General features: G+C 69.5%; 10 protein-coding genes and 2 pseudogenes. 9 read left to right on the top strand and 3 right to left on the bottom strand.

Translation table 11 applies throughout. The annotated features are described in order from the left end of the window. Window positions 1–61: 61 nt before the first annotated feature. Window positions 62–823 (bottom strand): FCD domain-containing protein, encoded by a 762-nt coding sequence (locus AB0N07_RS07385; protein ID WP_365833039.1) that lies wholly within the window; start codon window positions 821–823, stop codon window positions 62–64. Window positions 824–1145: 322 nt separating this feature from the next. Between AB0N07_RS07385 and AB0N07_RS07390 the strand changes: the two genes are divergently transcribed. The 8 genes and pseudogenes from AB0N07_RS07390 to AB0N07_RS07425 all read left to right on the top strand — a co-directional run bounded on the left by AB0N07_RS07390 (window position 1146) and on the right by AB0N07_RS07425 (window position 10052). Beyond that, complete coding sequence (locus tag AB0N07_RS07390; protein ID WP_365833041.1) at window positions 1146–2510, top strand: ABC transporter substrate-binding protein; 1365 nt, start codon at window positions 1146–1148, stop codon at window positions 2508–2510. Next, on the top strand, window positions 2507–3424 hold the full coding sequence (locus AB0N07_RS07395) for a sugar ABC transporter permease (protein WP_365833043.1): 918 nt from the start codon (window positions 2507–2509) through the stop codon (window positions 3422–3424). Before AB0N07_RS07390 ends, AB0N07_RS07395 begins: the two co-directional genes overlap by 4 nt. A 55-nt stretch (window positions 3425–3479) precedes the next feature. Next, window positions 3480–4376, top strand: coding sequence for a carbohydrate ABC transporter permease (locus AB0N07_RS07400; RefSeq protein ID WP_365833045.1), 897 nt, complete (start codon window positions 3480–3482; stop codon window positions 4374–4376). An 8-nt stretch (window positions 4377–4384) separates the two neighbouring features. Continuing rightward, window positions 4385–6388 (top strand): hypothetical protein, encoded by a 2004-nt coding sequence (locus AB0N07_RS07405; protein ID WP_365833047.1) that lies wholly within the window; start codon window positions 4385–4387, stop codon window positions 6386–6388. Beyond that, a complete protein-coding gene (locus AB0N07_RS07410; protein WP_365833049.1) occupies window positions 6385–6732 on the top strand; it encodes an L-rhamnose mutarotase in 348 nt (115 codons plus the stop codon). Before AB0N07_RS07405 ends, AB0N07_RS07410 begins: the two co-directional genes overlap by 4 nt. A 39-nt stretch (window positions 6733–6771) precedes the next feature. Continuing rightward, the gene (locus AB0N07_RS07415) at window positions 6772–7680 is read left to right on the top strand and encodes an amidohydrolase family protein (RefSeq protein ID WP_365833051.1); all 909 of its coding nucleotides are present in this window, start codon (window positions 6772–6774) and stop codon (window positions 7678–7680) included. Between the two features lie 28 nt (window positions 7681–7708). Further along, window positions 7709–7954, top strand: a pseudogene (locus AB0N07_RS07420) (aldo/keto reductase); the annotation flags it as partial. 412 nt (window positions 7955–8366) lie between these two features. After that, window positions 8367–10052, top strand: coding sequence for a ribonuclease J (locus AB0N07_RS07425; protein ID WP_365833053.1), 1686 nt, complete (start codon window positions 8367–8369; stop codon window positions 10050–10052). An 846-nt stretch (window positions 10053–10898) separates the two neighbouring features. Here the strand turns inward: AB0N07_RS07425 and AB0N07_RS07430 are convergent. Then, window positions 10899–11387 carry a GNAT family N-acetyltransferase gene (locus tag AB0N07_RS07430; protein ID WP_365833055.1) on the bottom strand — a complete coding sequence of 163 codons (489 nt, stop codon included), beginning with the start codon at window positions 11385–11387 and terminating at the stop codon, window positions 10899–10901. Window positions 11388–11607: 220 nt separating this feature from the next. Here AB0N07_RS07430 and AB0N07_RS07435 point away from each other — a divergent pair. Next, a pseudogene (locus tag AB0N07_RS07435) lies at window positions 11608–11748 on the top strand (hypothetical protein); the annotation flags it as partial. Window positions 11749–11831: 83 nt separating this feature from the next. Here AB0N07_RS07435 and AB0N07_RS07440 read toward each other — a convergent pair. Beyond that, window positions 11832–12512, bottom strand: coding sequence for a hypothetical protein (locus tag AB0N07_RS07440; protein ID WP_365833057.1), 681 nt, complete (start codon window positions 12510–12512; stop codon window positions 11832–11834). Window positions 12513–13220 lie beyond the last annotated feature (708 nt).

Consider the following 13220-nt stretch of genomic DNA (forward strand, 5'->3'; position numbering starts at 1 on the left):
AGTCCGTGGCCGCTCCGCCGTCCAGGGGCCGTGTCGGCGCCGGCATGTCCTGGTCCGCAGGTCATCCGAACAGGCGGCGCTGGATCTCCCGCCGGTAGTCCTCCAGCGTCCGGTCGAGGTGCACGGCGGTGGACTCTGCGGCCTCCTCGGGGCGGCCGTCGCGAATGGCGCGGTAGATCGCCTCGTGCTCCTCCACTGCGGCCGCGGCGCCCTCGCCGAAGGTGTCGTGGATGCCGATCGCGCTGGACTGGCGCTGCAGCCGGCGGGCGTCACGCACCGCGCTGCCGAGGAACGTGTTGTGCGAGGCCGCGGCCACCGCCGCGTGGAAGTCGTCGTCGGCCTGGTTGAAGACGTCGATCTCACCATGGACGTACCCGTGCCGGCACTGCCGCATGGCGACCTCGAGGGCGCGCAGTTCGGCGGGCGTGGCACGCGTGGCCGCGAGTCTGGCGGCGACCGTCTCCTGAACCCTTCGGAACTCGAACAGCATGAGCACGTGATCCAGGTCCACGGGACGGAAGAAGCCTCCCCAGCGACTGGCCATCAGCATGGCGTCGTCGTCCGCGACGAACAGTCCGCGTCCCTTGTGTGCCCGGACCCGGCCGAGCGCCGAGAGGACCTTGACGGCTTCCCGAACCACCGCTCGGCTGGTGTCCAGCCGCTGAGCCAGGTCTTTCTCCGTGGGCATCCGGTCACCGGGGGCCAGGCGCGCCTCGGCGACGAACTCGAGGATCCGCTCCGCCACGACCTCGTATCCGGGCCGGTGGTCGCGCCGCTCGTCCGCGCCGTTCACCACCGCTGCCACGGCGGGCGTGTCCTTCATGTGTGCTGCCTCCGGGTGTCTCCGAGGACGGTGACTGATCGGCCCTGAAGCCGCGGTCATCGTACACAGAGGGGCGATGAGTAGTACTCATTAATCGACCTCAGTCTCAGTGGACGATCTCCATAGTCGATCTCCATATGCGGCTTAAGTGCCGATTCAGCTGCACATCGCACCTCTTATCGACGCCACATCACTCGCGCCCTGCTCCAAAAAAAGACATACTCACCTCTTGACTGGCCTCACGATATGGCGGCTAATTTCTTCCGCGGCGGTAACGACAGAGCCGCCAGGCCGCCTCATGGAAAACCCAGTGGAGTCGCTCATGTCCGTCTACAAGCCTTCGGCCGCCCAGGAGACAGGGACCAGCAGGAGACGAGCCGCGTTGCTGGCCGGCTGTGCCGCCACCGTGCTGTTCACCGTGACCGCCTGTGGTGGCGGCGGCGCCGGCGGCGGCACCACGAAGGACGGATTCGCCCAGGCCGCTCAGGACAAGGGGGCGTTGACCGTCTGGGTGGACGCGACCCGTATGGCCGCCGCGAAGCAGTACCAGGCGTCGCACCCGAGCGTGAAGATGCACATCGTCAGCTACGACGGCGACGCCAACGGGTCCAACTACCTCCAGACCAAGGTCCAGTTGTTCAACCGCACCGGCAAGGGCTGGCCGGACGTCGTCTTCAGCTCCCAGAACAACGAGGCGAGCTGGGCCGTCGACGCCGGCTTCGCGGCGCCGCTGAACAAGGGCCTGATCCCGGACGCGACGCTTGGCGGGTTCGCCAAGGGCGCCAACGACGTCTGCACGGTCGACGGAACCCTGTACTGCCTGCGCAACGACCTCTCCCAGGCGGTGCTCTGGTACAACGCCCCGCTGCTGAAGCAGTTCGGCTACACGGTGCCGACGACCTGGGAGGAGTACCAGGCGCTGGGCGAGAAGGTGGCCCAGGAGCACCCCGGCTACCTCGTGGGCGACGCGGGTGACACCTTCACCCCGGAGATCTACCTGTGGGCGAGCAAGTGCGGCGCCAACCACATCACCGGCCCCAAGGCAGTGTCGGTCAACACCACCAGCGAGGCCTGCACCAAGATGGCCAAGCTGCTGGACGTACTGATCAAGAACAAGTCGATGTCGATCAGCGGCGTCTTCAGCACCGACTTCGCCAAGAACAAGGCCAAGAAGGTCCTGCTGATGCCGGGCCCGGCCTGGTACGGCGGCGCGGTCTTCGAGAGCGGGCTCAAGACCCCGGCCAAGCAGATCGCGGTGGCGCCCATACCGCAGTGGCAGGGCGACAGTGCGCCGTCCACCGGCAACGTCGGCGGCGGGACCTGGCTGCTGTCCAAGCACTCCACCCACATCAAGGCGGCCACCGACTTCCTGACGTGGGTCACCACCGACAATGCCTACCAGGGCGCGAAGGCCCCCGGCTTCCCGGCCTACGCGCCCGCCGCCGAGAACTGGCTCAAGGCGCAGGCCGCCTCCGGGTACTTCGCCGGTGACCTCACCGCCCTCAAGGACGCCTCCTCGCAGGTGTGGTCCGACTGGGGCTCGGGCCAGTTCAGCCAGGAGGCGATCTGGGCCGCCACCGTCAAGCCCGGCCTGACGCAGGGCAAGACCATCGAATCGCTGCTGCCCGCCTGGCAGGACTCGATCGTCAAGTACGCCCAGGCCGACGGATACAAGGTCTCCAAGTGACCCTCACCCACTCCTCCTCGGCCGGCTCTGTCCGGGGGCGCCCTCGCGGCACCTTGCGGCAGAGCCGGGCCGGCATGGCATTCGTCGCCGGCTACGTACTGCTGCTGATCGCCTTCGGCATCCTTCCGACCTGCTACGCGATCTACTTCGCGTTCACCGACGCCGGGGGCGCCTTCACCGGCCTGTCCAACTTCGTCACCACGGCGCGCGACTTCCGCTTCACCGACTCCCTGGGCCATGTGGCCCTGTACCTCGTCTTCTGGCTCCTGTCCCTCGTGGTGTTCGTGGTGGTCCTCGCGCTCCTCCTGCACCGGCTGTCCCTGGGGCCGGTCAGCCAGGCGCTGCGCTTCCTCTACTACATCCCCGGCGCCCTCGCCGGCGCCGCGAGCGTCCTGGTGTGGCTGTTCATGCTCGACCCGACGGTCAGCCCGGTCAGCTCGCTGCTTGAAACGCTGGGCTTCCACACCTTCGGCGAGGTCATCGCCCCCGGCAACCTGGCGCTGCTGTTCACGATCATCGCGTTCTGGACCGGCGCGGGCGGCTGGATCGTCGTCATGTACGGCGCCCTCAACAACATCCCCAAGGACGTCATGGAGGCCGCCCGCATCGACGGCGCGAACGGCTGGCAGACCGCCTGGCGGGTACAGATCCCCATGCTCCGCAAATGGATCGTGTACATGGTGATCCTGGCCTTCGCGGGCGGCGCCCAGCTCTTCGTCGAGCCGCAGCTGCTCTCTCTCGCCAGCACGGGCGTGGCCGGCCGCGACTACTCGCTCAACCAGCTCACCTACGACTTCGCCTTCCAGATGAACAACATCAACGGCGCCGCCGCCGTCTCGGTGGAACTCCTGGTCGTCAGCGTGTCGGTCGCCGGTGTCTTCGTCGCACGATCGGGGTTCTTCGATGCCGACTGACACACGGTCCACCCCTCCTGCCACCGCTCCTCGCACCGAACGGGACCCGAACGTCATGAGGCGAACCCGACGGCAGCGCCGCCGGCCCCCTCAACAAGTGGCCTCCCGGCTGCTGGCGGGCTCGGTACTCACCGTCTTCGTGGTGTTCTTCGTGCTCCCGGTGGTCTGGCTGCTGCTCGCGGCGACCAAGACCGACCAGCAACTCGTCCACGACAACCCGCTGTCCTTCGGGTCCTGGCACGCACTGACGGCCAACTGGCACGCACTCACCGCCTTCCAGGACGACGCCATCCTGCTGTGGCTGCGCAACTCCGCGCTCTACGCCGCGATCTCACTGGTCATCACACTCTGCCTGGCCATCCCGGCCGGATACGCGCTGGCGATGACCGAGTTCCGCGGCCGGCACGCGCTGCTGATCGCAACCCTGGTCGTGATGCTGATGCCGAACGCCACCCTGGTGGTACCGCTGTTCCTGGAGATCAACGCGGTGCACCTGATCGGCACCATGTGGTCGATCATCCTGCCGTACTCGTTCTACCCCTTCGGCGTGTACCTCACCTACATCTACTTCACGACCGCCGTGCCCAAGGACCTCCTGGCCGCGGCGCGGATGGACGGCTGTTCGGAGTTCGGCGTCTTCCGCCATGTGGCCCTGCCGCTGGCCACCCCCGTCATCGCGCTGGTCGGGTTCTTCAGCTTCGTCGCCAACTGGACGAACTACTTCCTGCCGTACGTGATGCTCCCCGACAGCGACCAGATACCCGTCCAGGTCGGTGTCGGCAGTCTGCTCAGCAACGTGCCGTCGTTCAACCCGACCGCCGGCGACCTCGCCATCCAACGCCCGCAACTGGCACTGGCGACGCTGGTGGCCATCACACCGGTGCTCGTCGTGTTCCTGTTCGCCCAGCGCTTCCTGGTCAGCGGAATGCTCGCCGGCGCCACCAAGGAGTAACCGCTCTCATGCCCTTCGACTCTCACCCCGACGCCCAGGCCGAGGACACCCCGTCCCCCGTACTCGATGTCCGGGCCACGGTGCCGCTGCTCGAACCCCCGGGCTGGGCCGTCGCCCAGCGCTCGCTGTTCGACCTGCTCGACCACGCCTGGCGCCGCTTCGAGCGCGACTTCACCGGCCCCGACGGACGGCTGAACTACAACGGCCGGCTGACCACCCGCGACGGCGTGGACGACTTCTACGAGGTCTTCTTCAACTGGCCCCAGCTCTACCTCCTCGGCGGCGCCGACGACCTCCTGCCCGCCAGCGAGAAGCACTGGGAGGGCGTCACCAGGCAGCTGACCGAACTGGACATGCTGCGCGACGAGTACGAGCGCGGCTACGACTGGTTCCACCAGGGCGAGAGCCTGCTGCTGCTGTACTTCCTGTGCATGGCCGCCCCCGACCGCTGGGCCGAACGCGCGCTGCGCTTCGCCGAGTTGTACGTCGACCCCGCCAAGGGCAACTACGACCCCGAGCACCGCATCATCACCCGCCCCCACAACGGCAGCGACCCCGAGCGCACCGGCCTCTTCGACGGCGACGTATACCCCTGGCTGCTCAAGGAAGCCGAGACCTACGGCTACCCCCTCGACTGGATCCCCGAGGCCGCCGACGGCCCGTACCCGCTCTCGGCGGACCCGCGCCTCGGCGACCAGATGCGCGACCGCATGGGCGTCGGCGACACCGCGCTCAACCTCGCCGCCGCCGGACTCGTCCTCAACGCCTGGATCCTGACCGGCGAGGAACGCTACCGCGACTGGATCGTCGAGTACGTCGGCGCCTGGCGCGAGCGCACCCGCGAACACGGTGGCCTGATCCCGGACAACGTCGGCCCGGACGGGATCGTCGGCAGCCTCCTGGAAGGCCGCTGGTACGGCGGCCACTACGGCTGGTCCTGGCCGCACGGCTGGCACAGCCTCGGCCACGCGGCCTGCGTCGCCGCCCTCGCAGCCGCCACGGTCACCGGGGACGACGACTACCTCACCATGGTCGCGACCTCCCTCGACACCCTCATCGACCAGGGCAAGGTCATGCCCCACACGGAGGCGGACTCGAGCCTGCCCTCCAAGTGGGTGGCGGAGCTCGGTCCGGACTGTGACACGCCCACGCTGCACCTGCCGTTCCGGCACAACGACTCGGGCTGGTTCGACTACAACCCGGCCACGCCCCCCGTACCGGTGGCCCTGTGGCACCACACCTTCTCGGAGGAGGACCGCGCCCGGCTTGAGCGGCTGCGCGAGGCCGACGGCATCGACTGGCGCACCGTGCGCCCGTTCCGCGCCAAGGAGGAGTCCGGGCACGAGAAGGCCTGGTTCGCCTTCCTCGCCGGCGACGACCCCGGCTACCCCGAGCGGATCCTCGCGGCCGCCCAGGCCCAGATCCGCCACCGGCTGCGGCGCATCGACCGCTACCGCGACCTGGACGTGCCCGAGGCCGACATCCACGTGTGGCAGCAGTGCAACCCGGTGGCCACCGAAGCCCTGGTCCAGCTGACGTGGGGCGGCCCGCAGGTGATGTACCAGGGCGGTCTGCAGCAGGCGAGGCTGCGCTACCACGACGCCGACGCCCGCCGGGCCGGCCTGCCGGCCGACGTCGCCGCCCTGGTCACCTCCATCGACCCCGAGGCCACCACCGTCGAACTCGTCAACCTCTCCCCCGACGCCGACCGCACGGTCATCGTCCAGGCGGGCGCGTTCGCCGAACACACCATCACCGGCGTCCGGTACACGACCTGCACGGACGACGGCTGGATCGGAGACATGTACGACTACGGTCACACCGAGCCGGTGGTCTCCGAGGCCGAAGTCCCGTGCCACGGCCCGTACCTGACCGTCCGCCTGCCCGCCTCCACCCGCATCCGGCTCACCCTGCGGCTGGGCCTGCGCACCCGTACTCCCAGCTACCGCACACCGTTCGACACCGCGGCCGAACAGGCCAACTCCACCGACACGACAGGGGAATCGGCGTGAAGCGCATCGCGCAGACCATCAGGCTCCGCCCCGAGCACCGCGAGGAGTACCTCCGGCTCCACTCCGCGGTCTGGCCCGGAGTCGAAGCCGCCCTGCACCGGGCGAACATCCGCAACTACAGCATCTACCTCCACGGTGACGTGCTGTTCGCCTACATGGAGTACCACGGCGAGGACTTCGAGGCGGACATGGCGTCCATCGAGGCCGACCCCGAGACCCAGCGGTGGTGGAAGCTCACCGACCCGTGCCAGGAACCCTTTCCCGACCGGGGCGAGGGCCGCCAGTGGAGCGAACTCCCCGAGATCTGGCACCTGAACCCGCCAGGCGAAGACACCACCGCCTGACCGCGGTCCGTATCTGACCGAGCCGACTTGGAACCTGCCATGCCCCCCGCCCCCGTCCTCATCGACGCCCACCACCACCTGTGGGACCTCTCCCACCGTCCGCAGCCCTGGCTCGACGACCCCGACGTGGCATCCATCCGCCGCACGTTCACCCCCGAGGACCTGCGCTCCACCGCCACCCACCCCATCGATGGCCGGCGGCTGCAAGGCACGGTGGTCGTCCAGTGCATCGCGGAGGTCGCCGAGACCGAGGACCTGCTCGCGCTCGCGGAACAGGAGCCGCTGATCCAGGCCGTGGTCGGCTGGGCCGACCTGACAGCCCCGGCGATCGGTGACGTGCTCGACCAGCTGATCGCCGGGCCGGGCGGCGGACACCTGCGCTCCCTGCGCCACCTCGTCCAAGGCGAGACAGACGCGTCTTGGCTCCAACTCCCCGATGTGGAGCGTGGGTTGAGGGCGGCCAGAGATCGCGGACTGCGCTACGACGTACTCGTCCGCGACCACCAGCTCGACCAGGCGATCCGGCTCGCGGAACGCTTCCCCGACCTGCCCCAGGTCCTCAACCACGCGGGCAAGCCGGACATCGCCCGACAGGACATCGCGGAGTGGGAACGCGGGATCCGGCGGCTGGCCGCACACTCGCACGTGGTGTGCAAGGTCTCCGGACTGATCACCGAGGCCGACCACACCCACTGGACCACCGCCGACATCCGACCCGTCTGGGATGTGCTGGTCTCCGCCTTCGGCCCGGACCGGCTGATGTTCGGCTCGGACTGGCCTGTCGCCAACCTGGCGGGCGGCTGGGACCGGTGGGCCGCCACCGTGGACGAACTACTCACCGGCTGGAGCGACAGCGACGTCCACGCACTCCTGGTCGGCACCGCGACCACGTTCTACGGCCTGCCCCTTGTCGCCGAGGAGGGTGACACCAGCGCCCCGGCGACTTGACCGCTCCCGTTGCACCGCGAGAGCCACCGAGCGGTACGGCACCACCCTGCCCGCCGCCGCCATCACCTTCCCCTCCACGCACCCCGCCGTCGTCAACGTCACCCTGGGCATGCGCACCGCGGAACAGGTCCGGCGCAACGTCGAACTGCATGCTCAGCCCGTGCCCGGCGGCCTCTGGGACGAGCTGCGTGCGCAGGGCCTGATCAGGGCTGATGCGCCCACCACGAGCGGTGACGGCCGCCTGCCCTCGGATCCCTCAGAGCCGACGCACTGAGTATCCGCATGCCGTACCGACAACACCCCTGGACCGCATCGACCACACACAGCACCCCCCGTGGAGCCGCCTCATTTACAACTGTTTGCGCGAGTCGGGCCAGTCGGCCCTCCAAGTCGTGGATCTCCTTGGAGAGTTGCCCGTCCATCGACTGAGTCGGCCTGGGCACGCGCCCGCCCGCTCAGCACCGCCCGGGCCGCGTGCCGGCGAGCGGGTCGGCGGGCGACACAGCGTGAGCAAGAACCCCCGGTCACAGATCTACCCGGGCCGGCACCACCTTCTTCTGTGCGATCGCGAGCGGGGTGCTCACCGCCCGCGCGGCCTTCGAGCCACCCCGGCACGCGCGGCGAGCTCTCGTCGGATCACACTGGTAATGGATCACCCTGTCCCGCTCTCCGGGTACGGTCAGGGTATGAGTCATCCGCACCCCGAGTTGAAAGCAGCCCCGCCCCTTCCCGAAGGAGGGTTGCGGGTCATCGCCCTGGGCGGCTTGGGTGAGATCGGCCGCAACATGACCGTCTTCGAGCACGCGGGCAAGCTGCTCATCGTCGACTGCGGCGTGCTGTTCCCCGAAGAGACGCAGCCCGGCGTGGATGTGATCCTGCCGGACTTCACCTCGATCCGGGACCGGCTGGACGACATCGTGGCCGTAGTACTCACCCACGGCCACGAGGACCACATCGGCGGCGTGCCGTACCTGCTGCGCGAGCGGTCCGACATCCCCGTCGTCGGCTCCAAGCTGACCCTGGCGTTCCTGGAGGCCAAGCTCAAGGAACACGGCATCCGGCCGCGCACGGTGCGGGTGCGGGAGGGCGACCGGCGTGGCTTCGGGCCCTTCGACTGCGAGTTCGTGGCGGTCAACCACTCCATCCCCGACAGCCTCGCGGTCGCGATCCGCACCCCGGCCGGGATGGTGTTGCACACCGGCGACTTCAAGATGGACCAGTTCCCTCTCGACGACCGCATCACCGATCTGCGTGCCTTCGCCCGCCTCGGCGAGGAGGGTGTGGACCTGTTCCTCACCGACTCCACCAACGCCGAAGTACCCGGCTTCACCACCTCCGAGCGAGAGCTGAACCCGGCGATCGAGCAGGTGATGCGCACCGCGCCACGCCGGGTCATCGTCTCCAGCTTCGCCAGCCACGTGCACCGCATCCAGCAGGTCCTGGACGCCGCCCACCAGCACGGCCGCAAGGTCGCCTTCGTCGGCCGGTCGATGGTCCGCAATATGGGCATCGCCCGTGACCTGGGCTATTTGAAGGTCCCCTCCGGTCTGGTCGTGAGCACGAAGGAGCTGGAGAAGCTCCCGGACCACAAGATCGCTCTGGTGTGCACCGGCTCCCAGGGGGAACCGATGGCCGCGCTGTCACGGATGGCCAACCGCGACCACGTGATCCGCATCGGCAAGGGCGACACCGTTCTGCTCGCCAGCTCCCTCATCCCGGGCAACGAGAACGCCATCTACCGGGTGATCAACGGACTCACCCGGTGGGGCGCCCATGTGGTCCACAAGGGCAACGCCAAGGTGCACGTCTCCGGACACGCCAGCGCCGGCGAACTCGTCTACTGCTACAACATCGTCAAGCCCCGCAACGTCATGCCCGTGCACGGCGAATGGCGCCACCTGCGGGCCAACGGCGACCTCGCCATCCGTACGGGTGTCGACCCCGACCGCGTCGTCATCGCCGAGGACGGCGTCGTCGTCGACCTGGTCGACGGGCGCGCATCCATCACCGGCAAGGTCCCCGCCGGCAACGTCTACGTGGACGGCATGGAAGTCGGCGGCGCCACCGAAGCGTCCCTCAAGGACCGCCTCACCCTCGCCGCCGAAGGCGTGGTCACAGTGGTGGCGATCGTCGACGCGGACACCGGCGAGCTCACCGAGACCCCCGACTTCCTCGCCCGGGGCTTCGTCCACGACGACGCCACCTTCGAGCCGGTCATCCCCGTCATCGAGAAGACCCTGGCCACCGCGGCCGAGGAAGGCGTCGGGGACGCGCGCCAACTCGAACAACTCGTCGCCCGGGCCGTGGCGAACTGGGCGTTCCGCACCCACCGCCGCAAACCCCTCATCATCCCCGTCATCATCGACGCCTGAGCCACAGCCCGACAGTCCGGTCCCCGTTCCGGCCGCGGCACCGCCGGGCTCCTCCGGCGGTGCGGTTCCCTCAGCGGGCTCATCCGCCGACAGTGCATCGGTTGGCTCGGGTTCGGGCGTTCTGATCAGGCTCATGTCTTCGGCTGAGGCCTGCCGCCCTCGGCGCACAGTTGCTCGTTGACGCGCTGCGCCTCTTCGAGCTGGTCTTCGAGGACGACGATGCGACAGACGGCATCGACCTCTTCTTTCGGGGACGCGTCGGGGGCCCGGCTGCCAGTGCGGCACCCGGGCCCCGAGCTTTCAACACCATCTACCGGCGCGCTGCGCCAGCCTTCTTCTTCCGCAGCTGCCGCCTGGGAGGGCAGGGTTGCGGGGATCGCGAATGCGTGACCGGGGACCACCTTTCAATCCGGGGCCTTGCGGTACCCGGGCGGACTGCTTCCTCGCCCGGGCGACCCTGATGGCGTTCCGCTCCTTGCCTTTCGACTAGGTGGGTGCTGCTCACAGCACAAGTCGGAGTGGGCACAGCAGGCACGAACTGCTGTGCAGGCAAACCAGAAGGACACGGCCCCGGCAGCTTCTACCGCAGTCGCACCAGGAAGAGTGCCCATTCGAAGGGCTGTCCCCCTACCGGCCCGGTGCTCCCCCACCCTGAACGGCGTCCCAAGCCGCGTACGTCCACCGCCACAGCCCCGCGCCGAGGGCGCCGGGGACGGGCTCAGACACCAGGGGATCCTGGCCGTGAAGTGCCCCTCAGCTTCTCGATGCCACAGCTGCTCACGGCGCCGCCTCGTATCGAGAGGCGATGCAGGCGAAACCGGTTCTCCCGCGAACCGGCACACCGCGTCATTCCGATGGAATGCGAAATTCGAACTCGGGACGGTCCCACGGGACGGCGGGCGGGTTCGCGAGGGCGGTCCCGATCCGTACGGCACCGACGCGGTGGTAGAAGTCCTCGGCGGGAAGGTGCGACACGACCATGACACGGTCGAGCCCGGCGGCACGGGCCTCGGATTGCATGTGCGCGACGAGCAGTCGTCCAATACCCCGTCCTTGCACGTCGTCTGCGACGAACAGCAGGTCGAGCTCCGGTGGTGCGAGGACGAGCGAGTAGAACCCGAGGATCCGGCCTCCAGGATCGTCGGCGCCGACGGCCACGAAGGCGCGGTGGGCCTCGATGTAATCAGGACCGACCCGGTAGCCCGCGACCGCGGCTGCGTACTTACCCTCGTAGGCGCCTGAGCCACGCACGAGCCGTGTGAGCCGTTTGGCATCCCGCGCGACGGCCCTCCGTATGGTGACCGGCTGACTGATCGGAGAAGTGCGTGAACTCACCGGGAGAGTATTTCGCACCGGAAGGTGTCTTCGTTCGGAAGGGTCGGCCGCTCGGGCAGGCGCTCCTGCACTCCTCTCGTCCTCGCCCGGCCGGAAGGCCCGGACACCGGCGCCTGGGCGCTTCGACGGACCGGTTCCGGGCCGCCGCCCCCGCTGCTGACCCCCGGCGGGAACGCGCCGTTGCCTGGGAGCCGGACAGAGACTGATTCTCGGAACCCACCTGGGCCTCGGCAGTACTCGTCCGAGTGCCGCTCGCGCCCTGCCGCCGGGGTCCACGCTCCTGCTGTGCACCGCCGGCCTGATCAAGGCTCCGGGCAACGACCTGGACAGCGGACTCGGCCGACTGCGCCGCCGTGCCCTGGCCCTCGCGCGCCAACCGCTGCACACCCTGTGCGACCGGCTGTCCGCCCGGATGCCACCTGCCGTGATCGATGACGGCGCTGCTCACGTCCCCGCAGTCAGCACCAGCACGCGGCATGAACCGGGCGGTACGGCCGTGAGGGTGCCGTCGGCGACACTACGCCACCCCCAGGACCTCAACGTCTCGACGATGCCGTCGTCCCGGGCTTCCACCAACGTGACTCCGAGCGCGGCGCCGTGGTCGGCGAGCAGTCGCCGCTGCAGGCGCCGGGCGAGGTTCCAGGCACGGCCCTGGTTCTCCCGGCGCACGCGCGGCGGGACGACGATCCCGGCGACGACGAAGAGCCGCCCGGGGGCGGCGCGGCGGAGCAGGCTCTCCCGAACGTCTCCGTCGAAGCCCGCCCACCACGGGTGGGCGGCGCCCACGGGAAAGCCGTAGGCGCATCCGGTCAGGACCGTGGTCTCCGCGACCAGCAGCGAGAACCCCGGTCGCCGCGCGTCGGCCGCGAGGTGTCGCAGGAATGCGGCACGCGCGTCGTTCCACGCCCATGGGCCGCCGCCGGAGACCTCCGCGTACAGGTCACCCAGCTCTTGTAGGCGGTCGTCGACCTGGCCGCGCGTCAGCGGATGGAGGCGTTCTCCCTCGCGGGGCGAGGATCCCCGCTCCCGCACAGGTCGGCCCGGCCTGCGCTTGTGCGACCGGCCCGGTGACGGCCGGTGCTCGGGGAGGTTCGAGGTCGTCGGGAAGAGCAGCTGCGCGCTCATGGGTCGAACCCTGCCCCGGGCGCGGACCAGGGCCCACCCGGCGTCGCCGATCGCCGAGGGCGGCACCGGTGTCGGAGCCGGTGCGCGGCATGCCCTCGGTGCCTCCACCGTACTCCCGGCCGGGGCGGCCACGGTGGCGCGGCGGCGGCCGACTGCTGCGGCAGCCCGTTCCGGGAGAGCACCGGCGTTCCGCGAAGGGGCGGTCGTGGCACGCCCGCTTCCTTGCCCGGCATGCCCTTCGAAAGGGGGTAGCCGTGGTGACGCGTCGCAGCCCGCACCGTCGACGGGCGCCGGGCGCCGGGCAGCGACCTCAGCCGTCCCTCCGAAGGCCACGCCGAGGGTCCGCATCGTGGCCGCGACGCCAGAGGGCGCCCGGCGCGTCGCCGAAGCACTCCGGCGCTGCTTCGCCTCGACCGAGCGGCGCGGCTGTCCCGCGGGCCGCACAGGAGGGACCCCGCTCCGCATCACCCTTGACACCGCTCAAGCGGCGGAACCCGCACAGTCCTGGCTCACGACCAGCACCTCGACAGGACCGGACATCACGCCATACCCCCGCCACCGTCTCGCCGACACACGAGGGCATCCGTCTGACGGAGGATCAGGAGGACCGGGTGACGCCAGAGGAGGCACAGCCGCACGACCGCCCCCGCCTCTTCTCCTCGTCCAGAGGTAACCTGACCGCACCGAGAGCTCTTCGCGCAGCGCGAC

The sequence above is a fragment of the Streptomyces sp. NPDC051172 genome (genome assembly GCF_040682555.1).
In the GTDB taxonomy this organism is placed as follows: domain Bacteria; phylum Actinomycetota; class Actinomycetes; order Streptomycetales; family Streptomycetaceae; genus Streptomyces.